This is a genomic window from Rhodopseudomonas sp. BR0M22 (genome assembly GCF_010907035.1).
GTDB lineage: Bacteria > Pseudomonadota > Alphaproteobacteria > Rhizobiales > Xanthobacteraceae > Rhodopseudomonas.
In genome coordinates this window covers 1-24,759 of sequence record NZ_QUMK01000028.1, presented here as the reverse complement: position 1 = coordinate 24,759, position 24,759 = coordinate 1, and the positions used below count along the sequence as shown (strand labels likewise).

The following is a 24,759-nucleotide window of genomic DNA, read 5'->3' as shown; positions in this document are numbered from 1 at the left end:
ATTGAAGCCGGCGAAGCTTGCCCGAGAACCGCAGCCTGTTCAATATCGCTCCAGACGCGGCGCAATCGCTCAGAAGCTGCCGTGCAGCCGTGCCAGCAGCGCTACGACGATCAAGGCAAGCAGCGCCGATAACAGCTGCCAGAACAATAGCGGATTGCGCGCGGCGAGCGGCTGCGGCCGGGCGTCGAGATAGTCGGCCCGAGGATGCCGCAGGTCGTGAACGAACTCCGACAGCGCCGGATAGCGCTTGGCCGGATCGAGGCTGACGGCGCGTTGCAGCGCGCGGTCGACCCAGACCGGCACCTGCTCATTGTGGTCGGCGGCCGGGCTGTAGCGCAGCTTGCGGGATTTCAGCGCCTGATTGGCGCGCGCCAGCTCGGCCCCGTAAGGCAGCCGGCCGGTCAGCATCTGATAGGCGATCACCCCGAGCGAGAACTGATCCGACAGCGCCGAGCCGCCCTGCCCGGCGAAATATTCCGGCGCCATGTATTGCACCGTGCCGAGCAGCTCGTCGCCACCCGACGGCCCCAGCTCGGCGACGCCGGCGACACGCACCGAACCGAAGTCGATGATCTTCACCGTGCAGCTGCGATCGATCAGCACGTTTGCGGAGCGCAGATCCTGATGCACCATTTCCTTGCGGTGGAACGCGTAGAGCCCCTTGGCAATCTGCTCGATCAGGCCGCGGACGGTTTCGAGCTCCGCGCGCGGATGGTCGATCATCCATTGCGCCAACGTCTGGCCTTCGATGTACTCGAAGGCGACGTAAAGAGAACTGCGCGGCCGCTGCGCCGCGCATGGCTTCAGCACGTGCGGACTATCGATCCGCCGCGCGATCCACTCCTCCAGCATGAAGCGCTTGCGGGCGTCTGGATCGTCCCGCAGATCCGAGGACGGCGTCTTCAGCGCCACCAGTTCGTCGGTCTCGAGGTCGCCGGCCAGATAGATGTGGCTGCGGCTCGACGCGTGCAGCTCGCGAATGATCCGATAGCCGTCGAACTCGGCGCGCGGCACAAGCAGCGGCGGCAGCGGCAAGTCCGCGGCGCGGTCGAACAGATCGGCGGCACCCGCATCCGGGACCGCATCGATCCGCACCACCTGAACGGTGAGATTGTCGTCGCTGCCGTTGGCGAACGCCTCGCCGATGATTGCCCGCGCCGCGGCGTCGAGATCATCGGCATGATCGCGCAGCATCTGCACGACGACGCGCTGCGTGACATGCTCGTACACGCCGTCGGTCGCCAGCACGAACAGGTCGCCGGGGACGACCGGCACCGCCAGATAGTCGATCTCGACCTGCGGATTGACGCCGAGCGCGCGGCCGAGATAGCTCTGCTCGGAGGAGATCCGGACACGGTGATCCTCGGTGAGCTGCTCCAGCGAGGCGCCGACCAGCCGGTAGATCCGGCTATCACCGATGTGAAACAGATGCGCTGCCGCACCTTTGATCACCAGCGCGCTCAGCGTGCAGACATAGCCCTTGTCGCGATCGTAGCGATAATCGCTGCGCCGGGTCTCGGCGTGCAGCCATGAATTGGTGGCGGCGATCACCCGCTGCGCCGAGGATTTCACCGACCACGCTTCCGACGTGCAGTAGTAATCGGTCAGGAAGCTCTTCACCGCGGACTCGCTCGCGACCTGGCTGACGTCGCTCGACGAAATGCCATCGGCGAGCGCGATCGCGATGCCCTTGGTGGTGAGCAGCGGCTCGGCGGGCGTCAGCGCGCCGTAGAAGTCCTGGTTGACGGGCTTGCGCCCCGGCGACGACGCCTGCCCGATCGAGACTGTGAGCTGCTGCGCCATGCGGCCTGCTGCGACCCAAGAAAGGGAGCTTCACCCGGACCGGGCAAAGCTCCCGGAGGCGATCAGCTTACGCCGCGACGCGCGGCATCGGCGCAGCTTCGATCCGACGCTTCGCCGCGGTGCGGACGTGGGTGGTGTAGAGCGTAAGCCCGGTGAAGGCGAGCCCGCCGACCAGATTGCCGAGCACGGTCGGGATCTCGTTCCAGACCAGATAGTCGAGGATCGAGAACTTGGCGTGCAGCATCAGGCCCGACGGAAACAGGAACATGTTCACCACCGAGTGCTCGAACACCATGTAGAAGAACACCAGGATCGGCATCCACATCGCGATCACCTTGCCCGGCACGGTCGTCGAGATCATCGCCATCACCACGCCGGTCGAGACCATCCAGTTGCACAGCATGCCGCGGAAGAACAGCGTCGCCATGCCGGCGGCGCCATGCGCCGCGTAGCCCAAGGTGCGCCCCTCGCCGATATTGCCGATCACCGTGCCGACCTTGTCGGGATCTTGCGTAAAGCCGAACGTCGTCACGAACGCCATCAGGAAAGCCACCGTCAGCGCGCCGGCGAAGTTGCCGAGGAAGACGAGCCCCCAATTGCGCAGCACGCCGCCGAGCGTGCAGCCGGGGCGCTTGTCGAGCCAGGCCAGCGGCGCCAGCACGAACACGCCGGTGAGCAGGTCGAAGCCGAGCAGATACAGCATGGTGAAGCCGACCGGGAATAGCAGTGCGCCGATCAGCGGCTGGCCGGTATTGACGTTGATCGTGACCGCAAACCACGCCGCCAGCGCCAGGATGGCACCGGCCATGTAGGCGCGGATCACCGTGTCACGGGTGGACATCAGGATCTTGGACTCGCCGGCGTCGACCATCTTGGTGACGAATTCTGAAGGCGCGAGGTAGGACATCTGCTCCGTGCTCCGTTTGCTGCTGAAAAGGCCGCGTCGGAACGCACAAGCGGGGAGCAACAACGGGGCGGAGCCTCGACGACGCCGCGGCTCTCCGATCAGCGGGAGAGCTGTCCCCTTGCTGTCTGCCGGACACCGGCTTGGGCAATTCTCGGACGGCGGTCGTCGTTGACCGGAACTCACTAAGCAATCGCCGTGCCAGCAGCACGAACAGCCCGAAACACTAATTATCCCGCGGACAATCGCGACAGATTGAGCACCCGAACTCGCGCATTTCTTGAACAGCCGGCTCCTGCCTGCTCACACCGCCCGCAAATAGCCCGCAAACTAGGCAACCTACATCGCCGAGGGATTGACCAGACGTATCACATCATGATACGAATTGGTGAGAATGATCCAGAGCTTTCGAGGCAAGTTTGCTCGGACGATTTTGTACGACCGGAAAGCCCCCAAGAGCCTTCCGGCCGACCTTCTCGGCACTGCCCGGCGCAAACTGCTTCAGCTCAACGCCGCCGCTGCTCTGGCCGACCTCGCGATCCCTCCCGGCAATCGCCTGGAAGCTCTACGCGGAGATTTGCAGGATCTCCATTCGATCCGCATCAACGATCAGTGGCGGATCTTGTTTCGCTGGAAACACACTGGTCCGGAAGACGTCGAGATCGTCGATCTATCACTAGGGCGAGGCCACGATGAGGAAGAAACTCCCCCCTGTTCATCCCGGCGAAATTCTCCGCGAAGAGTTTCTGCTGCCGATGAGCCTGTCGCCCTACGCAGTCGCCGCAGCCTGCGGCGTACCGCGCACGCGCATCGAACGTCTGGCACGGCAGGAAACCCCAGTAACGGCGGACACCGCGCTGCGGCTGGCGAGATATTTCGGCACAACGCCTAATTTCTGGATGAACTTGCAGGCGCAGTACGATCTGGAAGTCGCAGAAGACAACAGCGCCGACGAACTAAGGCGGATCAAGCCAATGAAGTCGAAGGCTGCTTGAGTCGGTAGCCCGCATCAGTGCAGCGAGATGGAGGAAGCGCCACACCTGGAATTCTCTTCGCTCATCCAGGCTACACTTACGGTGATCTTATGACCACAGCCCTTTCCAAGCTCGAACGAGCCGATGAGACTCAAAGAGCAGAGATGGCAGCCACCGCGCCTCTCAAAACTCTCCGCACCGCTAGGCTGGCCCCTCGCCGAGCGCTCGCAAGGCCGAGAGCCCTTCCCGATAGGATGGATAGGCCAACGTAACTCCCAACTCCGTGCGGATCAGATCGTTGCGGACCCGGCAATTCTCCAGATAGAAGCTGCGCGCCATCGGGGACAGCTCGGCGTGCTCGAAAGCAATTTCAGGAGGCGGTGTTCGTCCGCAGAGTTCAGCGGCGAATTCGACGACCTGCTGCGGCGGCGCCGGCTCGTTGTCGGTGACATTGTAAATGGCACCGGGCCGCGGTCGCGAAAGTGACGCAGCGACCACCGTGGCGATATCGGCAACGTGAATTCGATTGAAGACCTGGCCGGGCTTGATGATACGCGTCGCCGTTCCGGCTGCGAGCTTCTCCAGTTGGTTTCGGCCCGGGCCGTAGATCCCTGATAGACGAAAAACGTGCGCGCCTAAAGCCAGCCAGCGCTGCTCAGCGGCGATCCGAAGCTGCGAGCGGGGTTTTTCGGAGGTCGCAGGCGTCGTTTCGTCGACCCAATTGCCGAGGTGGTCACCGTACACGCCGATCGTCGAAAGATACCCGATCCACCGCGGCCTGGACTCGCTGGTGATCGCGCCAGTGAAGGACGCGAGAACCGGATCGCCGGATTCATTCGGAGGGATCGACGACAGAATGGCGGCGCTCGACTTGATATCATCAGCGATGCGTGGATCGACAAAAGAGGATGAAAACACCCGTGTGGCGATCCCGCGCCGGCCCAACTCTTCAGCCTTGGCGGTTGTTCTGACGGTTGCAGTCACCTCGATCCCGGCGCCCTGCAAATGCTGCGCGATGTAGCTGGCCGAATAGCCCAAACCAAAAATCAGAATCTTCATCCGGACATCAATTCAATTAGGCATGATGAGATGCACAGATACCAGACAACTGATCCGATGGCTGCGCCGTTCTGAATCCGTATCCTGGCTGGACCATCAAATGAGCCAGGCCAGGAGCTTCGGGTCAGCTCAAACCACGAAGGGCGATGATCGTGTCGCGATCACCGCCCTTTTCCAAACTCGAACGAGCCGATGCCGTTACAGCGGCATGTTGTCGTGCTTCTTGGCCGGGATTTCCATCTTCTTGTCGCGCAGCATCGCCAGCGCGCGGGCGATGCGGCGGCGGGTGGCGTGCGGCATGATCACGTCGTCGATATAGCCGCGCTCGGCCGCGATGAACGGCGACAGGAAGCGGTCCTCGTATTCCTTGGTCCGCGCCGCGATCTTCTCCGGATCGTCCATGTCTTGACGGAAGATGATCTCGACCGCGCCCTTGGCGCCCATCACCGCGATCTGCGCCGACGGCCAGGCGTAGTTGATGTCGGCGCCGATTTCCTTCGACGCCATCACGTCGAACGCGCCGCCATAGGCCTTGCGGGTGATCAGGGTGACCAGCGGCACGGTGCACTGCGAGAACGCGAACAGCAGCTTCGCGCCGTGCTTGATCAGACCGCCATATTCCTGCGCGGTGCCCGGCAGGAATCCCGGCACGTCGACGAAGGTGACGATCGGAATGTTGAAGCTGTCGCAGAACCGCACGAACCGCGCAGCCTTCCGCGAAGCGTCGCTGTCGAGCACGCCCGCCAGCACCATCGGCTGGTTGGCGACGAAGCCCACCGTGCGGCCGGCAATGCGGCCGAAACCGGTGATGATGTTCTTGGCGAAGGTGTCCTGCAGCTCGAAGAAATCGCCCTCGTCCACGACTTTGAGGATCAGCTCCTTCATGTCGTAGGGCTTGTTCGGATTGTCGGGGATCAGCGTGTCGAGCGAGAAGTCCTCACGCTCGATATCGTCGAAGCTCGGCCATTCCGGCACGCCTTCGGAGGAGTTCGCCGGCAGGAAGTCGAGCAGCCGGCGCATCTGCAGCAGGGTCTCGACGTCGTTCTCGAACGCGCCGTCGGCGATCGACGACTTGGTGGCGTGCACCGACGCGCCGCCGAGCTCTTCCGGCGTGACGACCTCGTTGGTCACCGTCTTCACCACGTCGGGGCCGGTGACGAACATGTAGCTGGTGTTCTTCACCATGAAGATGAAGTCGGTCATCGCCGGCGCATAGACGTCGCCGCCGGCGCACGGGCCCATGATGACGCTGATCTGCGGGATCACGCCGGAGGCCTGCACCACGCGGCGGAACACGTAGGAGTAACCGGCGAGCGCCGCGACGCCCTCCTGGATGCGGGCGCCGCCGGCGTCGTACAGGCCGATGATCGGGGCCCGCGCCTTCAGCGCCATGTCCTGGATCTTGGTGATCTTCGCCGCGTGGGTCTCGGAGAGCGAGCCGCCGAACACGGTGAAGTCCTTGGCGAACACGAACACCTTGCGACCGTTGACCGTGCCCCAGCCGGTGACGACGCCGTCGCCGGGGATCTTGGTTTTTTCCATCCCGAATTCGGTCGAGCGGTGCTGGACGAACATGTCCATTTCCTCGAACGAATGCTTGTCGAGCAGCAGGTCGATCCGTTCGCGTGCGGTGAGCCGGCCGCGGGAGTGTTGCGCGTTGATGCGCTTTTCGCCGCCGCCGAGCTTGGCTGCCGTCCGCCGTTCGTCCAATGCTTCCAGGATGTGCTTCATGATCAATAAGCCGGTTTTCTTTTCTTGGTTGGGCGTGCGGAGGTTTTGCCCGTTTCACCGCAACAATCAAGGCCTTCTAGCACGGGCATTTCGCGGGAGGAAACCGCCTTGGACCGGACCGGCCTAGCCCTTTTGGCGTGTCCGAAGCCGGTTCTGCACGCTTGGGCGGGCGGCAGCAGCGCACCGCCGCTGAATCTGCATCCGCCCGATGCGAAACCGCGATGGCGCCCTGCCCCGAACCCTCCTATATCGCGGGGCCGCCCACACGGAGCCGACCGATGACCGCCGCCCCGCCGACCGCCGATCCCGTCAAGGAGAGCGGAGGCGTTCTCACCGTGCTGCGCGCCGAGGGCCTGGCGCTGTTCGTCGGCTGCTCGCTGTTCTACGTGATCTCGGATTCACCGTGGGAGCTGTACGCGCTGCTGTTCTTCGCGCCCGACCTTGGCTTTCTCGGCTATCTGGCCGGGCCGAAAGTCGGCGCGGTGGTCTACAACGTGCTGCATTCGACGGTCGGGCCGCTGCTGCTGGCGATCGCCGGGATCGTGCTGCTGATTCCCTATGCCGGCACGGTGGCGATGATCTGGCTGGCCCATATCGGCTTCGACCGCGCGCTCGGCTACGGCCTGAAGTACAAGACCGGCTTCCGCTTCACCCATCTCGGCCTGATCGGCAAGGCGCCGGCCGGCCAGCACTGAGTCAACGCACCGGGCCGCGCCCCGACAGCCGCAGCACGAAGGCCAGAACTTCGGCCACCGCCTTGTACAGTTCTTCGGGGATTTCGTCGCCGAGCTCGACATGCGACAGCGCGCCGGCGAGCATCTCGTTCTCTTCGATCGGGATGTCGTGCTGTTTGGCGACTTCGATGATCTTGGCGCCGAGCACGCCCTTGCCCTTGGCGACCACCCGCGGCGCGCCGGTGTAATCGTAGTGGAGGGCGATCGCGAGCGGGTTCTTGGTGTCGGTTGTGGTCACAGCGCGCGGTCCAGAAAATGGCCGGCTGCGGCCGGGCGTGACGCGGGCGGCGCGCCGTCGCGCACCACGATGTCGCCGGGCACCAGATCGGCGCGGGCGAGCGCGCGGCCGAGGTCGGCGGCGCCGGCGCGCAATTGGGCGGTGGTGGCGGGGCGCTCCGCCCACAGCCGCACCATGGTCTTCTCCCCGCGCAGCGAAATCAGCGCGTGCACCGGCCCGGCGGGCTCGACATCGAGCGAAAACCGCGCCTGCCACACCGTCCCCGACGCGCCGGCGACCTGAGCGGCCTCGTCGCGGTCGCGCGAAATCTCGAACTGCGCCACGGCGGTTCCCTGCGGGGTGGCGAGCGGGATCTCGAACGCCCAGCGCGGCTGGGCGGCATCGAGCCGCGCCGGCGCGGCGTCAGCGCGATCCGGCAGCGAGGCGACCTGCAGCAGCGTCTGCCGCGCCAGCGCGCCCTCGGTCTCGGTCAGAATCCGGCGCAGATTGGCGTCGAGCGGAGCGTGCGGGTCGAGATGGGCGGGCATCACCGGCTGGGCGGCCGGCAGCGCGCCGGGAAACGGCGGCGGCGGCGTATTCGTGCGGGCGATACCGCTGTCGTCCTTGACGACCCGGTTGCCGGTCAGCGCCGGCAGCAGCGACAGCAGCACCGGATTGTTCAGCCCGGCCTTGAGCAGAATCGCGGCGGTGCGCGGATCCGCCTGCAGCGCCTGCTGCAGCGCGCTGAGCGACGCCGCGTTGGCGGATGCGGCGGTCTCGGCCTGCGTTGTCGTGGCCGAGGTCGCGGTGCCGGTGAGCTGGGCGATCACGTTCTGCACCAGCGACTGCTCGGAGGTGCTGGCGCTCGCACCCGCGGTCGCGGCGGTCGCGGCCGCCAGAGTCGGCGAGGCGGTGAACGGTAGCGCCGTCGTCGTGCCGTTCGCAGCGGTCGGCGCCGCAGCTTGTCCGGTGGTGGTTTGGCCGGTCTTGCCGAGCAGATTGGCTTCGGCCTCGAGCTGCGCGGTGAGCGCCAGCAGCGAAGTGCCCTGCCCGTTCTGCAGCACTGGCGTCGTCGTGGCGCCGCCGGCCTGCGCGGTCGCGGCGCCGAGCGCGGTGGAGAGCACCTGACGCAGCACCAGAAGCGCCGCCTTCAAATCGGTGCCAACGCCCGCGGCCGGCGTGCCCGCCGCCAGCGCGGCTTCGAGGAAGATTCCGGAATTCTGCACCGCTTTCTGGACGTCGGCGCCGGTGAGCCCGCCTGCGGTCGGCAATTGCTGCGCCAGCACCTGCGCGGCGGCCTCGCGCACCGCCGCCGGCAGCGCGCTCGACGCCGAGACCGCGCCGAGATTGGCGAACAGCGCCGACAGCCCGGTCTGCTGCGTCACCGCGGTCTGGGCTGCGGTCGCGACCGCGGCGGCCTGCTGCGGCGTCAGCGCCGGAGTTGCCGCCGGCACGATGCTCGGCGCCGCCTGCGCCGAGGTCACCACGATCGCCTGGGGACCGAGCGTGACGCTGTCGACCGCCGGGCCGGACGCCGCCAGCGCTGCCTGCGCGGTGGTGGTGACCGGCTGATTGACGATCGCCAGCCGAATGCCGGCATCGGTCTGCGACACCGACACCTGCAACGTCTGCCCGGCCTGCAGCGGCACCTGCGTGGTGGCTTCGACGGTCTGGCCGCCGATCGCGATCCGAACCTGGTTGTTATCGCCGACCGACAGCACCTTGGCCTGCAGCACCGACCCGGGCTGCAACAGCACGTCCGCGGTAACGCCCTGCAGCGCGACCAAAGGAAGGTTCGGATTGACCGAAATCGCCATCGCTGTCCTTTGCGGGCGGCTGCTGAAATCGCAATCCGATCAGACTAAGCGAGGGTCGTAAACCCGTCGTTAACTTCTCCGGGAACCCAGCGCCGCGATCACCCGGGCGGCGGCGGCGAACTCCGCCTGCTTGGCGGCGCGGCGCGCGGCGGCCTCCTCGTCGAGGCCCCACTGCTCGATGTTCCAATCCTCGTCGACATGCGCCGCGGTCCACACCTGATCGGCATCGAGCCGGCCGTGCGCCAGCGCCAGCGCCAGCAGCGCCGAGCCGGTGATGGTGGTGACGACATGCAGCGCGCCGATCGACCATGGATCGGCCGGCAGCGCCGCGCGCGCCGCCGCGATCGCGGTCTCCGGCTGCGCCGCATGGATGATGCCCTGCGCCAGGATGAAATGCGCGCCGAAGGTGTCCGCGGCCCAATACAGCACCGGATCCCAATGCTGAGCTTCGCGCGCGATCAGCTCCTCCGGATGCTCGGCGCGATAGAACAGCAGGTCCGAGCCGAAATACTTGGCGATGTCGTCGGTCACCGCATCGATCTGGCCGGTGACGCCGTCGATCACGCTGTTGGCGAGCCGGGTCAGCGGCATCGTCGACGGATCGATGGTTTCGCCCTGCGCCTGCCATTCGGCGACGATCGCTTCGGCAAGTGTGGGGTCCGGCGCGGCCAGCGCATTGCGCGAAGGCGTCTTCACTGCGCGGCCGTCGAGCCGCACCGCAAAGCCGCCATCCTCCTCGGTGACGCTCGCCTGCGTGTAGAACCGCTGCGGCAGTTGCGCGCGGCTGGTGCGCCGCACCGCTTCGTTGGGATCGAGCGGCGACTTGCCGGCCACCTCGTCGAACAGATCACGCATGCTGGTTTCTCGACCTACTGATTGGCACAGGCGCGCGAATACGCGGCGCGCTCGCTGGCGTTGAGCCCCATTGCCGCGCCCTCGTCGAGACAGCGCGAGATCCGGTCGCCGAAATGACCGCGCTGCTGCAGCTGCGCCTTCGGCAGATCCGGCGCCGGCTGGATCCGCTCGTGGGTGAGCGGCGGCGGCGCGGCGAGTTGCGGCACCTTCGGCACGGTGATCACCGGCGGCGGCGCCGATGGCGGGGGAGCCGGCGGCGGAATCGCCGAGGGCATCGCCCCCGGCAGCACCACCTGCGCGGCGGCGGGGCCGGCGCATGCGCCGACGACCAGAACCGCGGCCAATAGGATGTGAGGTCGCTTCATCTTGGCCATGTCGGCATCGCCGCGCGCCGCCGCAAGCGGCGCCTGGGCGTCATTCCTCCGGCGCATGTTCGATCGGATCGAACCGGTCGTGCTCCAGGCCGAGCAGGTTCCAGCTCTGCAGCATGTGCGGCGGCAGCGGCGCCGAGACGTCGATCACGCCGCCGCGCGGATGCGGGATGACGATGCGGCGCGCCAAGAGGTGCAGCCGGTTCTGCAGGCCGCCGGGGAGCTGCCAGTTCTCGATGTTGAAGTACTTCGGATCGCCGACGATGGCGTGGCCGATATGCGCCATGTGGGCGCGGAGCTGATGGGTGCGCCCGGTCACCGGCTTCAGCGACACCCAGGCGAGCTTCTGCCCCGATGTCTCGACCACCGCGTAGTACGTCACCGCATGGCTGGCGCCGTCGTCGCCGTGCTTGGCGACACGCATGATCGAATCCTCTTCGCTCTCGTCCTTGGCCAGATAGGTCGAGATCCGCCCCTGCTTCGGCTTCGGCACGCCGGCGACCAGCGCCCAATAGATCTTGCGGGCCGAGCGGTGGCGGAACGAGCCGGTCAGCGCGGTGGCTGCGAAACGGGTCTTGGCGACGAGCAGACAGCCGGCGGTCTCCTTGTCGATCCGGTGCACCAGCCGCGGCTTCTGGCCCTTACTGTCGCGCAGCACTTCGAGCATCTGGTCGATATGCCGCGTCGTGCCCGAGCCGCCCTGCACCGCGAGCCCAGCCGGCTTGTTCAGCACCAGCACGTCGGCGTCCTCGAACAGCGTCATGTCCCTCAGCGTCTGCAGGGTCTTCTGCTCGGCCTCGGACAGATGCCCGGGCAGCTTCGGGGTGTCGAGCTTGAGCGGCGGAATCCGCACACTCTGGCCTTCTTCGAGCCGGTCCTTCGAATCGGCACGCTTGCCGTTCACCCGCAGCTCGCCTTTGCGGACGATGCGCTGGATGTGGCTGAACGACAGGCCGGGAAACCGCGCTTCGAGGAAGCGATCGACCCGCATGCCGTTCTCGTCCGCGGTGACGGTGACGGTCTCGACCTTGGTCGGCAGCGGCGCGTCGGGCTTGGCCTCGGGCCGCTCGCGGGTCTCGACCGGCGCCGGCTGCGCCGGGCGCGGCCTGCCTTCGCCTGACGGCCGCGACGATCGCGCCGGCCCTGCCCCAAACCGAATTGGCTTGTCGCCGGACCGCGGCGGCCGCGCCGCACCCTCGCCGCGCGAGGTCTTCGACGGCGCACCGGCGCGCAACGGCTTGGCATTGCGCGACGGCTTGGCGCTGCCCGGCTTGCCGGCTCCCGGCTTGCCCGCGATCGCCCCGCTAGCGCCGGGCTTCCCGCCCTTGGCGCCCAGCCCGGCGCGCGCCGGCTTGCCGCGCGTGCCGTCGGGGCCACGCTTGGCGAGAGGTTTCTTGACGCGGCGGCTCATGGGATGCTCCGGGGGAAATTCGTGCCGTGCCTAGCGCAAAAGCGGCCGCCGGTCACGGACGGAATGTGGATGGGGTAGTCTGTGGCCGGGACGCAAAGAAGCCAAAGCACCGCACCAGGGCACAGCGCTTACCGGCCTGTAGCCCGGATAAGCGGCAGCGATATCCGGGACCACGGGATAATTCACCGCTCCGGATGTCTGCGCTCATGCGGGCTACAACGCTACGCCCGTCCCACGCACAGGGTAGTCGCTTATTGAAGCGGCGGACGATGGCCTTAATCTCCCGGAGTTGGGAAGCACCTCAGCATCGCGCCCGCAGGCGCCACACCCACTCCATTCGCCTCTGGAAGCGCGCCTCACGGACGGGGCGGAGATAGGGACACAGGCCTATAGAAATTTCATCAAGGTCTGAAGCTTCTGAATTCCGGAAAAATTACACCGCTCTGTCGAACTCCATCAGTTGGCTTGAATGTTACGGCTGAGCTGGCGGATTAATTTTCTGAGCCTTTGGGCCAGCAGGTGCAGTTGAAACGGCCCCAGATCCTCCAGGATGGCTCGGCTCCGTTGTCGACGGCTGCCATGCACTACGAGGAACGTCATCAGGTCGAGTGACTAGCCCCGCGGCAGAAGCTCTCTCGCCCCCCGCCCTGAGCAACTCATTCTGCAGAGCACGAACTTGGGCCTTCAACAATTCAATGTCCGTCAAATTTGCCCTCGCGCCAGCAAAAGAACCCACAACTGCCTGCAGCAACGTAAAAATGAGCGCAATTCCGCCGACCCAAACTAACGCTTCCTTCCGAATGCGATCGAGGACATTCTTGCCCGCATCTTCCGCGATTTCATCCTTGTCTAAGAATGTTGGCGGAAATTTAGAGGCTGCGACTCTTTGAATGTCCTTAAGATAGATATCCAGCGGATCGGCCTTCCTCAGCTTCGCAATAGGCACTGGCTCGTGCTCGAATATGCTGACACGAAGGAATGCGTCACCAGAGGTGACCGTGTGATCGACCCTGCTGAAGTTCAACAAGGTGGTCGCGACAGGGCCGTTCCAACCTGGATCGATGATACCAACTGTCAAAGCCCAAATACCCTGCCTTGTCATTGTGGTTTTGTAGGTTACATGCCCAGTGTGCTTCTCTGAAAGCTTGAGCACTTCTGCAGACACAACTTGGACCATGTGGCCTGGCTTAATCGTAAAAAGGCCATCCACCTTCTTACCTTCATGATCAAAGATGCAGCCAATCGTGAGATCGAAACTTGATCCTTGAACTTGCGGATTCCCTCCCTCAAAGAAGCGCTTTGGATCAAGTTCGCCGCCCGCCAAAAGTGCCATCGCACACTCCTTACCTTCTTCGACTCCTCGTACAGCACGGCATCCAGCATGGCAATTTCTCAAAGAGACCAAAAATTCCTGCTTCGGTGCGAAGAGATCCGTCAGCAGAGTCATGATCCCGACCGCAGCGTCGGCGTCGTCATCGTCGATGCAGAGGGGCAAGTAGTTGCCGAGGGAACGAATGCACCGCCGACGGTCCTCGGCCTCACTCGGGACCAAAGCCACGAAGCAATCCGACAGAACCCCGACTGGAAATACTTCGTACTAGAACACGCAGAGCGGAATGCAATCTTCTCAGCATTAACGCATGGAAAGTCATTGCGCGGGGCAACTATGTACGGCACGCTCTTTCCTTGCGCAGATTGCGCGAGGGCTATTGCGGCGGCCGGGATATCCCGATTGATCGTAGTCGGATCAAGCCTCGATCCCTCAAGAGATGAGAAGTGGCTTAATCACTATCGACACGCCGAGCACATTCTAGCAATGGCTGGCATAAAGATATCCGTATTTGATCCCACAAACGCAGCATCGAGGATGCTAAACAACTAGCAAGCACAGCCCTGCGCGTGCGCAGCGATACCAAGAATTACAAGATGATGAGCTGTCCTGCATTTCGTTGCGCTCGAGCGGGCTGCGATGCTGTTGATCACCGATAGAAAGCTCACCTCCGTATTGCCCGAAACGATCGATCTGGCTCCGCCGGGCACAAGAACCGCAGCGCGTCGGAGGATGAACCGCCCATGGTGATGACACGTCGGGCCGCGTTGACGGCGGCGGTGCTGGCCGCCTCTGCAATGGCGACCGATTTCGCACGAGCCGAGAATGAGCCGAGCGAGATCGAGGGTCGACTTCGAGATCTCGAAAGGAGCAGCGGCGGGCGCCTTGGCGTGGCGATCCTCGACAGCAAGGATGGCAGGCTCGTCGGCCACCGGCTGGACGAGCGGTTTGCGCTGTGCAGCACGTTCAAGGCCTTGGCCGTCGCGTTCGTGCTGGCGCGTGTCGATCGTGGCGAAGAAAGCCTCGACCGGCGCATTGCATTCACCGAACGCGATTTGGTGAGTCCGTTCACGGCGACGAAGCCGCATGTCGGAGCCGAGGGCATGACGGTTGCGGCTCTTTGCGAAGCGGCGATCACGGTCAGCGACAGCACGGCCGCCAATCTGCTGCTGGACAGTTTTGGCGGGCCGTCCGCGCTCACGGCGTATCTGAGATCGCTGGGCGATCCGGTCACCCGCGTCGATCACAGAGAACTCGAACTGAACATCGTCAGACCAGGCGAAATTCACGACACCACCTCTCCGCGAGCCATGGTTGGAACGCTGCAACGGCTGCTGCTCGGCAGCGCCTTGTCGGCGTCGTCGCGGGCCAGACTGACGACCTGGATGATCGAAGCACGAGATGCCGCGGCGCGGCGCTTACGCGTCGGCCTGCCGAACGGATGGCGGATCGCCAACAAGCCGGGCACATGGGCGAAGATATCGACCAACGACATCGGGGTGATTTGGCCACCCGGCCGCGATCCGATCATCGTTGCGGCCTACCTTGGCGAAGCTCCCGGTTCGATCAAGGATCAGGAGGCCGTACTGGCTCAGGTTGCCCGCATCATTGCCGAGAGAGTGTGACCATCGATCGCGCCGCGCGTAGCGCGTAGCCTGGGTGAGCGAAGCGATACCCGGGGGTCACCGCATGATACATCGTCCCGCATGTCGCTGCGCTCATGCGGGCTACGGTCCTACGATCGGGCATGCCCCGAACAGCTCATCTCGAGATTCCGGGTTCGCGCGCGGTGCGCGCGCCCCGGAATGACGGGGTGCGTCGCCATCTTGCACTCGGCTTCCGAAACCGCGACACTCCCCGGCAATCACAAGCTCTCGGGGGAAACCAGACGCATGCAATACGACGACGTGGTCCGCGGCCGCCGCTCGATCCGCGGCTACAAGCCTGATCCCGTGCCGCGGGAATTGATCGAGGAAATCCTCGAACTGGCGATGCGGGCGCCCTCCTCGATGAACAGCCAGCCGTGGAATTTCACCGTGCTCACCGGCGAGCCGCTCGACCGCATTCGCGCCGGCAACACCGAGCGCAATCTCGCCGGCGTGCCGCACAGCCGCGAATTCCGGACCGGACAGCCGTTCGCCGGCGCCCATCGCGAGCGGCAGATCATGGTCGCCAAGCAGTTGTTCTCGGCGATGGGAATCGCGCGCGACGATCAGGCCAAGCGGCAGGACTGGGTGCTGCGCGGCTTCCGCCAGTTCGACGCGCCGGTGTGCATCATCATCACCTACGACCGCACGCTGAGCGACAGCGACGACACCCCGTTCGATTGCGGCGCGGTGACCAACGCGCTGGTCAACGCCGCGTGGTCGCGCGGGCTCGGCGCGGTGATCAACAGCCAGGGCATCATGCAATCCCCGGTGGTACGCGAACATGCCGGCATCGCCGACGATCAGGTGATCATGAAGGCGATCGCGCTGGGCTGGCCGGACGACGAGTTCCCGGCCAACGCCGTGGTGTCGGAACGCAAGCCGGTGCGCGAAGCCGCGCGGTTCGTCGGGTTCGACGGCTGACACGCGCCGAACCGACATCGCTCCGCGGCCCAGCGCCGCGGAGCGCGGCGATGTCAAGCCGCTTTGACAAACGGTCGCAATTCGGAGAGTAATAGCGACGGCTGCGCCGAGCGGCCACGGTCCGGGACGGCCTTCAGCGGCACGCCCGCTTTTCCAGTTCCGTTTCCGCCCCTCCGCGTCACGCCCGCCGGTTGTTCGAGCCCGATGCAGCCCCCTTCCAGTCCTGCGGTCAGCCAGAGCGAGGCGCGCTATCGTGCGCTGTTCGAAGCGATCGACGACGGCTTCTGCATCATCGAGTTCTTCGACGGCCCGCACGGCCCGCTCAGCGACTATCGCCATATCGAAGCCAACGCCGGCTACGAGAAGCAGACCGGGATTCCCAACATCGTCGGCCGGACCTTGCGCGATCTGGTGCCGGATGAAGCCGACGGCTGGGCGGAGCTGTATCGCAGCGTGCTGGTGACCGGCCGGCCGATCCATTTCGAGCGCGAATTCATCGCGGTGAACCGCGTCATCGAAGTGTCGGCGACGCGGATCGAGCCGCCGGAGCTGCGCCAGGTGTCGGTGCTGTTCCGCGACATCACCGCGCGCAAACGCGCCGAGGTCGCGCTGCGCGACAGCGAGCAACTGGCGCGCGAGAACGTGCAGCGGGTGCAGCTCGCGCTCGCCGCCGGGGCGATCATCGGAACCTGGCTGTGGGACCTGCCGACCGACCGCTTCACCGTCGACGAAGCGTTCGCGCGCGCGTTCGGACTCGATCCGGCGCTCGGCCGCGATGGCCTCAGCCTGGCGCAGGTCGTCGCCACCGTGCATCCCGACGATCAGGCCGGCCTCGCGGCCGCGATCGAGGAAGCGGTCAAGCGCGGCGGGCCTTACGCGCATCAGTACCGGGTGCGCCGCGCCGACGGCAAGTACTACTGGCTCGAGGCCAACGGCCGCGTCGAGCACGGGCCGGACGGCACGCCGCTGAGCTTTCCCGGCGTGCTGATCGACGTCAACGACCGCCGCGCGCTGATCGCCGAGCGCGACCGCGCCATTGCCGAGTTGCGCGCGCTGAACGAGACGCTGGAGCAGCGCGTCGCCGACGCGCGTGCCGAGCTGATGCGCTCAGCCGAACAGCTCCGCCAGGCGCAGAAGATGGAAGCGGTCGGCCAGCTCACCGGCGGCCTGGCTCACGACTTCAACAATCTGCTCGCCGGCATCTCCGGCAGCCTCGAACTGATGAGCGCGCGGCTACGCCAGGGCCGCGTCGGCGAGATCGAGAAGTATATCGGCGCTGCGCAGAGCGCGGTGAAGCGCGCCGCGTCGCTGACCCACCGTCTGCTCGCCTTCGCGCGCCGCCAGACGCTGACCCCGACTGCCGCCAACGTCAACCGCCTGGTCGGCGGCATGCTCGACCTGATCCAGCGCACCGTCGGCCCCGGCATCGAGGTGCAGCACGTCGGCGCCGCCGGGCTGTGGAGCGTGCTGGTCGACGTGCCGCAGCTCGAAAGCGCGCTGCTCAATCTGTGTATCAACGCCCGCGACGCGATGCCGAGCGGCGGCAAGATCACGATCGAAACCGGCAATCGCTGGATCGATCGCACGCAGTCGAAACTCTACGACATTCCGAGCGGACAGTACGTCTCGCTGTGCGTCTCCGACACCGGCACCGGGATGTCGCCGGACGTGATCGCCAAGGCGTTCGATCCGTTCTTCACCACCAAGCCGATCGGCCAGGGCACCGGACTCGGCCTGTCGATGATCTACGGCTTCGCGCAGCAGTCCGGCGGCCAGGTGCGGATCTATTCCGAGGTCGGCCAGGGCACGATGGTGTGCATCTATCTGCCGCGGCACCGCGGCGACGTCGCCGAGGACGAGCGCTTCCCGGACTCCACCGCGATCCCGTTCGCCCACACCGGCGAGACCGTGATGGTGGTCGACGACGAGCCGACGGTGCGGATGCTGGTCGCCGACGTGCTGGAAGACCTCGGCTACTCCGCGCTGGAGGCCTCCGACAGCGTCGGCGGCCTGAAGCTGCTGCAGTCCGACGCGCGGATCGATCTTTTGATCACCGACGTCGGCCTGCCCGGCGGCATGAACGGCCGCCAGCTCGCCGACGCCGCCCGCGACATCCGCCCCGGCCTCAACGTGTTGTTCATCACCGGTTTCGCCGAGAACGCGCTGCTCAACAACGGCCAACTCGAACCCGGCATGGCGGTGCTGACCAAGCCGTTCGCGGTCGACACGCTGGCGGCGCGGATCCGCGAGCTGATCGGGAAGTAGCAAGGTCGTACAAACACGCCGCGTAGATGGGGTAACGGGCCGGCCAGGCCGAGCATGTCGCTTGGTGGATTGGCGGAAGGATGGTCGTCCCTCAAACTGATGGTGTCAATCAACGGAGTCAGGGCGAGCCCGCTCCAAGCATCATCGAGGAACGACCATGTACCACTATGCCGGAATCGACGTGTCTTTGGAACAGTCTGCGGTTTGTGTCGTCGACGGGACTGGGCGGATCGCGCGAGAGGCGAAGGTGGCGAGTGAGCCGGCGGCGCTGATCGCCTGGTTCGGTTCGCTGGCGACGCCGCTGGAGCGGATCGGTCTGGAGGCTGGGCCGTTGTCGCAATGGCTCTACGCGGCCTTGCGTGAGGCGGGCCTGGCGGTCGAACTGCTTGAGACGCGGCACGTTCGCGATGCCTTCAAGGCGATGTCGGTGAAGACCGACCGGAACGACGCCCGCGCCATCGCGCAACTGATGCGGCTTGGTTGGTTCCGGCCGGTGCATTGTAAATCGATCGCGGCGCAGGAAGTCCGTGCCGTGCTGACGGCGCGCAAGCTGCTGCAGACGAAGTTGCTCGACGTCGAGAACAGTCTTCGCGGGATTCTGCGCGGCTTCGGCCTGAAGGTCGGCAAGACGACCGAGCGGAGCTTTGCGGCGCGGATCGAAGAATTGACTAAGGGCCACGCGGCACTGGCTTCGATCGCCAAGGCGATGCTCGCGGTGCACACCGTGCTGATGCGCGAGTTCAGAGCATTGGACAAGCAGGTGCTGCAGCTCGCCAAGGCGCAGCCACAAGCACGGCTGTTGATGACGACGCCGTCGGTCGGTCCGATCGTGGCGCTCACCTATGCCAATGCGATCGACGATCCGGCCCGGTTCAAGTCTTCGAAGGCAGCGGGCGCCCACTTCGGTCTGACGCCGAAGAAATATCAATCGGGGCAGACCGACTACACCGGTCGTATCACCAAGACCGGCGACGCTTCGGTGCGCGAGGCGCTGTATCAGGCGGCGCACATCATGCTGACCAAGCCGATCAAGAATTGCACCGAGTTGAAGAGCTGGGCGATGCGGATTGCCAAGCGGGCCGGCCTGCGCAAGGCGAAGGTGGCGCTGGCGCGCAAGCTGGCGGTCGTGCTGCACCGGATGCTGGCCGACGCCAAGCCGTTCAACCCCAACGTCAAGCTGGCGACGACCTGACGAGGAGAAATTATGAATTCGGGGAAGGCCAAGGCACCAAGCCATCCTTGAGCGAAGTCCCTTCGCCGGGACGATGGATCCGGTCAGGCCGCCATCCGGGACGTCGGTTCACAACCACGCTTCCGTAGATTGGCCGGCCGGCTCCTCTTACGCACCCCTAAAGGTGACGGCCACCGCGCCGATCCCGGACAGAAGCAAGTCGCCGGCGACAGGACCAAGCAAAAAGGGATTGACTAACCGAGGCCCGTTACAGAAGCCCGGATGCAGCGGAGCGAAATCCGGGGACCGAACCCGTGGGAGGTCCGATCCCCGGATTTCGCTGCGCTCATGCGGGCTACAGCTACGGCCGGCCACAGCGCGGGCATCAGGTGCCGCGCAGCATTTCGCTGACTACCACCCAGTCGTTGCCGTTGAATTCGAGCAGGTAGCCGTCCTTGATCGGGCGGAAGTCGGTCGGCGATGTGTTCAGCGTGATGCCGGGCAGCAGCAGCGACAGCGGCACGTTCTTCATGTTCGCCGCCTGTCGCATGATGTTGTCGCGGGACAGATCGTTGCCGCACTGCTTCAGCAGCGCCACCAGCGCCTCGCCCACCGTGTAGCCGTACACCATGCCGATGTTGTTCGGGTCGAGGCCCGGCAACCGCGCTTTCATGAACGCGATATAGGCGCTCATCGCCTTGTCGTCCTTCGGCTCGGCCACATAGGGCTTCAGCGAGCCGAGCGACAGCACGCCCTTGCCGGCGTCGACGCCGGCCGGGTCCATCACGGTCGCCTTGTTGGCGCAGCCGCTGGCGAGAAAGCGGATCGGCCGCCAGCCGACCTCGTGCGCCTTGCGCAGCGCCTGGGCGCAGGCGCGCGGCGTCACGCTGTAGATCATGAACACGTCGGCCTTGGTGTTGGCGAGCGTCAGAACCTGGGAGTCGACGGTGGGATCGGAGACCTCGAAGCTCGAGGCCAGCGCGATCGCCTTGTCGGCGTCCGGGCCGAGAGCATCCTTGACGCCGCGCATGAAGTCTTTGCCGGCGTCGTCGTTCTGATACAGCACCGCGAACCGCGCGTTCGGGTTCTTGGCGCGCGCATAGGCGACTTCGATCTTCGCCTCGCTCATGTAGTTCGGCGCCCATGGCAGCGCCATCGACCACGGCATGTTGGCGGGATCGTTCCATTTCGATGCCGAGCTGATCAGGAAGATCTGCGGCACCTTGTTGGTGTTGAGATATTTGGCGATCGCCGAGCTCGGCGCGGTGCCCATGGTGGCGGCGATGAACGCGACGCCGTCGCCTTCGACCAGCCGCCGCGTCGCCTCCATGGTCTTCGGCGGCGAGAAGCCGTCGTCGAGCGAGATCATCGTGATCTTGCGGCCGTTCACGCCGCCCTGCTCGTTGACGTGATCGAGATAGGCGGTGATCGCCTTGCCGGTCGAGCTCAGCGCCGAGGCCGGGCCGCTGTACGGCATGGTGTTGCCGATCTTGATCTCGGTGGCGGTGACGCCGGGCGCGTTCTGCTGCGCCTGCGCCGTGGTGGCGAGCGCCGCCGCGAAGGCAGCGCCGAGCCAAAGCCGAAGACTCCTCATCCGTTCTCTCCCTGTTGTTTGTTGCGATGCGGTGATCGCTTTTGTTTTCCAGGGAGGATGGGAAACCGGAACTAACCGGGTCTTGCGCGCAGCCGCTGTATCATCTTACTCGCCGATGATCTTGATCAGCACCCGCTTGCGCCGGCCGCCGTCGAATTCGCCGTAGAAGATCTGTTCCCAGGGGCCGAAATCGAGCCGGCCTTCGGTGATCGCCACCACCACCTCGCGGCCCATCACCTGGCGCTTCATATGCGCGTCGGCGTTGTCTTCGCCGGTGCGGTTGTGGCGATAGGACGACACCGGCTCGTGCGGCGCGAGCTGCTCCAGCCATTTTTCGTAATCGGCGTGCAGCCCGCTCTCGTCGTCGTTGATAAACACCGACGCGGTGATGTGCATGGCATTGACCAGCACCAGGCCCTCGCGCACGCCGCTGTCGCGGAGCGCCTGCTCGACCTCGCCGGTGATGTTGATGAACGCCCTCCGCCCCGGCGTCTGAAACCACAGCTCCTTGCGATACGACTTCATCGCGACGCTCTCCTTCGTCCGTGCGATCGGTTGGGCCGAACCATGCGGCGGACGCGGCGCGGCGTAAAGCGCTCAGGCGAGCTGCCGCTCGCTGCGACGCTCGTCGTCGCGGCCGGCGAGCCACGCCGCCGCGTCGGCGGCGCGCATCGGGCGGCCGTACAGCCAGCCCTGACCGTAGGAACAGCCGAGCATCCGCAGCGTCTCGGCCTCGCCCTGGCTCTCGACGCCCTCGGCGACGATGCGATGGCCGAGCGGCTGCGCCACCGCGGTGATCGCGGCGATCAGTTGCTGGTTCTGCCGGTTGGCGCTGACGCCATGCACGAACGCGCGATCGATCTTGATGGTGTCGAGCGCCACGGTCATCAGATTGGAGATCGACGAATGGCCGACGCCGAAATCGTCAATCGCCAGGCCGAAGCCGCAATGCTCGATCCGCTGCAATTCGCGCGCGCATTGCTTGGGATCGAACAGCGCCTCCTCGGTGACCTCGATCTCGATCCGGTGCGGATCGATGCCGTGGCGCTGGGCCTGATCCATCAAAATCCTGGCCGGCGAATGCAGCGTCAGCTCCCGCGGCGAGACGTTGACCGCGACATTGACAGGCGGCGCGCCGCTGGCGTCGAGCGCACGCAGGAAGGCGCAAGCCGCATCGCCGATGAACGACAGCAGCCGCGCCGAGAGCTGCAGCCGGATCGCGGCATGGACGATGTCCGGCGGCGGGATCAGACCGGCGATCGGATGGTGCCAGCGCAGCAAAGCCTCGAAGCCGACCACCTGCCCGGTGGCCAGCACCACCTGCGGCTGGAATTCGAGATGCAGTTCGCCGCGCCCGAGCGCGCCGGGCAGATCGCTGTCGATGCAGCGCTGCAGCAGGAATTCCTCCTGCATCCGCGCGTCGAACAGCCGGATACAGGCGCGGCCGTCGTCCTTGGCGCGGTACAGCGCCGCATCGGCGCGCGCGAACATGTCCTCGACGTCGATCGGCCCGCCCGGATGCACCGCGATGCCGATCGAGCAAGTGATCGCCAGCGGCTGGCCGGCAACCTGAACCGGCCGGGTCAGCGCGCCGCTCAGCCGGCGCGCCAAAGCCGGCGCCCGCCCCGCGACATCGTCGCCCTGCAGCACCACGATGAATTCGTCGCCGCCGAGCCGCACCGGCAGATCGTGCGGTCCGCAGGCCGAGCGCAGCAGCTCGGCCACCGCGGCGATCACCCGGTCGCCGGCTTCGTGGCCGCGGGTGTCGTTGATCGTCTTGAAGTTGTCGAGGTCGAACAGCACGAAGGCGACGCCCTGCCCGGATCGGCACGCCGCCGCCGCGGCTTCGCGGAAGTGACTGCGGTTGGCGAGGCCGGTGAGCGGATCGGCACGGGCGATCTGCTCCAGCGCGCGGTTCGTACTCAGCACTTCGCTGTTGGCGCTCGCCAGCGAGGCGGCCAGATCGGTCGCCTCCAGCGCGGTGGTCTGACTGGCGATGAACTCGCGTTCACCGCCGACCGCGGCGCGGAACAGCATGAAGGTGAGGAACAGCCCGTCGAGGGCGATGATGTAGTCCGAACCGTCGCCGGTCAGCATGATCCGCGCCAGGGTCGCGGCCATCACCGGCATCGCGAAGGCGAGCGAGATGCGGGCATAGGACGCGCTCTGAATGATCGCGCCGGTGGAGGTCCCGATCATGATGAAGGTGATGTAGTCGATGCCCTGCTGGGCGGCGAACACGCCGACCGCGGCAGGAACGACGCACCACAACAGCCCACTGGCGAAAGCCAGCGCGGTGAGATGGTGCAGCACCTGATACGGCGCGGTCTCCGCCGCCCCGGTCCTCGCCAGCCGCGCCACCCACCAGGCGCGGACGAGCGCCAGCGCCGACGCGGCGCCGAGCCACCATAAGATCGGCGTCTCGCCGTTCTCGCGATACAGCAGCACCGCGAGCGACAGCGCGATCACGATGTTGGAGATCAACGTGAGCCGAATGTTGCGTAGTGCGGTGCGGGCCTGGGCCTTGGCGAGAGCGATCGCCCTGAAGCTGCTGTCGGCTCGGATCATGAAGTCAATCGATCGGTACTGGAAATGCCGCTGCTGTTCGGAGCAGCCAATCAACCAGAGGCCGTTTAACATCGGCTTTGCACGCAGCGGTAAAATGACCGCGATCTCGGAATCCGAGCCGATTGGTTTCCTGTTCGCAAAGATGTCCTGCACCATCGCAAATGCGACGGAGTGGCGAACTAACCGCCCTTGGCGGCGCGCAGCTTGGCCCAGTAATCGAGCCGCTTGCGGATCTCGCGTTCGAAGCCACGGTCGGGCGGATCGTAGAAGGTCTGGCGGCCGAGCGCGTCTGGGAAGTAGTTCTGCCCGGAGAACCCCTCCGGCGTGTCGTGGTCGTACTGATAGCCGGAGCCGTAGCCTTCCGACTTCATCAGGCCGGTCGGCGCGTTGAGGATGTGCTTGGGCGGCAGCAGTGAGCCGGCGCGCTTGGCGGTCGCGGTCGCGGCCTTGTAGGCGGTGTAGGCGGCGTTGGATTTCGGCGCGGTGGCCAGATAGATCACCGCCTGTGCGATCGCCAGCTCGCCCTCGGGGCTGCCGAGGAAGTCGTAGGCGTCCTTGGCGGCGTTGCAGATCACCAGCGCCTGCGGATCGGCGAGACCGATGTCCTCGACCGCCATCCGCACCACGCGGCGCGCCAGGAACAGCGGATCTTCGCCAGCGTCGAACATCCGGCACAGATAGTACAGCGCCGCGTCCGGATCCGAGCCGCGCACCGATTTGTGCAGCGCCGAGATCAGATTGTAGTGGCCGTCGGCGCCCTTGTCGTAGATCGGCGCGCGGCGCTGCAAAATGTCCTGAAGCTGCGCGGCATTGAACACTTCGCCGGCGCGCGCCGAGCGCCAGACCTCTTCGGCCAGCGTCAGCGAAGCGCGGCCGTCGCCGTCGGCCATCCTCACCAGCACCGCCCGCGCCTCGTCGTCGAGCGGCAGCTTCTTGCCTTCGACCTCTTCCGCATGGGCAAACAGCTGCTCGATCGCCGCCGCGTCGAGCGAGCGAAACACCAGCACGCGGGCGCGCGACAACAGCGCCGCGTTGAGTTCGAACGACGGGTTCTCGGTGGTGGCGCCGACCATCACCACGGTGCCGTCTTCCATCACCGGCAGAAACGAGTCCTGCTGCGCCTTGTTGAAGCGATGCACCTCGTCGACGAACAACAGCGTGCCGGTGCCCATCTCGCGGCGCGCGCGGGCGGCGTCGAACACTTTCTTCAGGTCGGCGACACCGGAAAAGACCGCGGAGATCTGCTCGAAATGCAGCTCGGTGGCGTCGGCGAGCAGCCGCGCCACGGTGGTCTTGCCGGTGCCGGGCGGGCCCCAGAACACCAGCGAGCCGAGCGTCCGGGTCTCCAGCATCCGCGTCAGCGCGCCGTCGGGCCCGACGATGTG

The 24,759-nt window shown here is 65.7% G+C and carries 21 protein-coding genes and 1 pseudogene; 8 read left to right on the top strand and 14 right to left on the bottom strand.

Annotation, left to right across the window (positions count from 1 at the left end):
* Positions 1-69: 69 nt before the first annotated feature.
* Positions 70-1,803 carry a bifunctional protein-serine/threonine kinase/phosphatase gene (locus DY468_RS11205; RefSeq protein WP_164604888.1) on the bottom strand — a complete coding sequence of 578 codons (1,734 nt, stop codon included), beginning with the start codon at positions 1,801-1,803 and terminating at the stop codon, positions 70-72.
* Positions 1,804-1,870: 67 nt separating this feature from the next.
* Complete coding sequence (locus tag DY468_RS11200) at positions 1,871-2,710, bottom strand: formate/nitrite transporter family protein (RefSeq protein ID WP_164604887.1); 840 nt, start codon at positions 2,708-2,710, stop codon at positions 1,871-1,873.
* Positions 2,711-3,101: 391 nt separating this feature from the next.
* On the opposite strand from DY468_RS11200, the pseudogene DY468_RS11195 reads away from it, so the two are divergent.
* Both DY468_RS11195 and DY468_RS11190 read left to right on the top strand, forming a co-directional pair.
* Positions 3,102-3,317 (top strand): annotated as a pseudogene (locus DY468_RS11195) (type II toxin-antitoxin system RelE/ParE family toxin); the annotation flags it as partial.
* 82 nt (positions 3,318-3,399) lie between these two features.
* Positions 3,400-3,702 (top strand): HigA family addiction module antitoxin, encoded by a 303-nt coding sequence (locus DY468_RS11190; RefSeq protein WP_164604886.1) that lies wholly within the window; start codon positions 3,400-3,402, stop codon positions 3,700-3,702.
* Positions 3,703-3,882: 180 nt separating this feature from the next.
* Here the strand turns inward: DY468_RS11190 and DY468_RS11185 are convergent, their stop codons facing one another.
* Together DY468_RS11185 and DY468_RS11180 are read right to left on the bottom strand one after the other, a co-directional pair.
* Complete coding sequence (locus DY468_RS11185) at positions 3,883-4,740, bottom strand: SDR family oxidoreductase (protein ID WP_164604885.1); 858 nt, start codon at positions 4,738-4,740, stop codon at positions 3,883-3,885.
* Positions 4,741-4,938: 198 nt separating this feature from the next.
* Positions 4,939-6,471, bottom strand: coding sequence for an acyl-CoA carboxylase subunit beta (locus DY468_RS11180; protein WP_164604884.1), 1,533 nt, complete (start codon positions 6,469-6,471; stop codon positions 4,939-4,941).
* Positions 6,472-6,749: 278 nt separating this feature from the next.
* Here DY468_RS11180 and DY468_RS11175 point away from each other — a divergent pair, with 278 nt between their 5' ends.
* Positions 6,750-7,166 (top strand): DUF4260 domain-containing protein, encoded by a 417-nt coding sequence (locus DY468_RS11175; RefSeq protein ID WP_164604883.1) that lies wholly within the window; start codon positions 6,750-6,752, stop codon positions 7,164-7,166.
* A 1-nt stretch (position 7,167) separates the two neighbouring features.
* Here the strand turns inward: DY468_RS11175 and DY468_RS11170 are convergent, their stop codons facing one another.
* The 6 genes from DY468_RS11170 to DY468_RS11145 all read right to left on the bottom strand — a co-directional run bounded on the left by DY468_RS11170 (position 7,168) and on the right by DY468_RS11145 (position 13,323).
* Positions 7,168-7,443, bottom strand: coding sequence for an EscU/YscU/HrcU family type III secretion system export apparatus switch protein (locus DY468_RS11170; RefSeq protein ID WP_164604882.1), 276 nt, complete (start codon positions 7,441-7,443; stop codon positions 7,168-7,170).
* Positions 7,440-9,239, bottom strand: a complete 1,800-nt coding sequence (gene fliK, locus DY468_RS11165) for a flagellar hook-length control protein FliK (protein WP_164604881.1) — start codon at positions 9,237-9,239, stop codon at positions 7,440-7,442. Before fliK ends, DY468_RS11170 begins: the two co-directional genes overlap by 4 nt.
* A 69-nt stretch (positions 9,240-9,308) precedes the next feature.
* Entirely contained in the window at positions 9,309-10,094 is a 786-nt protein-coding gene (locus DY468_RS11160) for an ATP12 family chaperone protein (RefSeq protein ID WP_164604880.1), read from the bottom strand.
* Between the two features lie 14 nt (positions 10,095-10,108).
* Positions 10,109-10,525, bottom strand: a complete 417-nt coding sequence (locus tag DY468_RS11155) for a hypothetical protein (protein ID WP_246700951.1) — start codon at positions 10,523-10,525, stop codon at positions 10,109-10,111.
* Positions 10,509-11,876, bottom strand: coding sequence for an RluA family pseudouridine synthase (locus tag DY468_RS11150; protein WP_164604879.1), 1,368 nt, complete (start codon positions 11,874-11,876; stop codon positions 10,509-10,511). The genes DY468_RS11155 and DY468_RS11150 overlap by 17 nt, the downstream gene beginning before the upstream one ends.
* 472 nt (positions 11,877-12,348) lie before the next feature.
* On the bottom strand, positions 12,349-13,323 hold the full coding sequence (locus DY468_RS11145) for a dCTP deaminase domain-containing protein (protein ID WP_246700950.1): 975 nt from the start codon (positions 13,321-13,323) through the stop codon (positions 12,349-12,351).
* On the opposite strand from DY468_RS11145, the gene DY468_RS11140 reads away from it, so the two are divergent.
* From DY468_RS11140 to DY468_RS11120, 5 genes are all read left to right on the top strand, one after another.
* A complete protein-coding gene (locus DY468_RS11140) occupies positions 13,258-13,758 on the top strand; it encodes a deaminase (protein WP_164604877.1) in 501 nt (166 codons plus the stop codon). The two genes, DY468_RS11145 and DY468_RS11140, sit on opposite strands and share 66 nt — an antisense overlap.
* Before the next feature lie 191 nt (positions 13,759-13,949).
* Positions 13,950-14,831 carry a class A beta-lactamase gene (gene bla / locus DY468_RS11135; RefSeq protein ID WP_164604876.1) on the top strand — a complete coding sequence of 294 codons (882 nt, stop codon included), beginning with the start codon at positions 13,950-13,952 and terminating at the stop codon, positions 14,829-14,831.
* A gap of 267 nt (positions 14,832-15,098) precedes the next feature.
* Positions 15,099-15,776: a nitroreductase gene (locus DY468_RS11130; RefSeq protein ID WP_164604875.1), complete on the top strand. Its 678-nt coding sequence runs from the start codon at positions 15,099-15,101 to the stop codon at positions 15,774-15,776.
* 204 nt (positions 15,777-15,980) lie between these two features.
* Positions 15,981-18,041, top strand: coding sequence for a hybrid sensor histidine kinase/response regulator (locus tag DY468_RS11125; protein WP_164604874.1), 2,061 nt, complete (start codon positions 15,981-15,983; stop codon positions 18,039-18,041).
* A 157-nt stretch (positions 18,042-18,198) separates the two neighbouring features.
* Entirely contained in the window at positions 18,199-19,233 is a 1,035-nt protein-coding gene (locus DY468_RS11120) for an IS110 family RNA-guided transposase (protein WP_164604873.1), read from the top strand.
* A gap of 364 nt (positions 19,234-19,597) precedes the next feature.
* On the opposite strand, the gene DY468_RS11115 is transcribed toward DY468_RS11120, so the two are convergent.
* From DY468_RS11115 to DY468_RS11100, 4 genes are all read right to left on the bottom strand, one after another.
* On the bottom strand, positions 19,598-20,806 hold the full coding sequence (locus DY468_RS11115) for an ABC transporter substrate-binding protein (protein WP_164604872.1): 1,209 nt from the start codon (positions 20,804-20,806) through the stop codon (positions 19,598-19,600).
* Between the two features lie 105 nt (positions 20,807-20,911).
* On the bottom strand, positions 20,912-21,331 hold the full coding sequence (locus DY468_RS11110) for a secondary thiamine-phosphate synthase enzyme YjbQ (protein ID WP_011158763.1): 420 nt from the start codon (positions 21,329-21,331) through the stop codon (positions 20,912-20,914).
* Positions 21,332-21,403: 72 nt separating this feature from the next.
* Entirely contained in the window at positions 21,404-23,374 is a 1,971-nt protein-coding gene (locus DY468_RS11105) for a putative bifunctional diguanylate cyclase/phosphodiesterase (protein ID WP_164604871.1), read from the bottom strand.
* Between the two features lie 179 nt (positions 23,375-23,553).
* The coding region (locus DY468_RS11100) for a replication-associated recombination protein A (RefSeq protein ID WP_164604870.1) at positions 23,554-24,759 on the bottom strand (1,206 nt) is incomplete at its 5' end.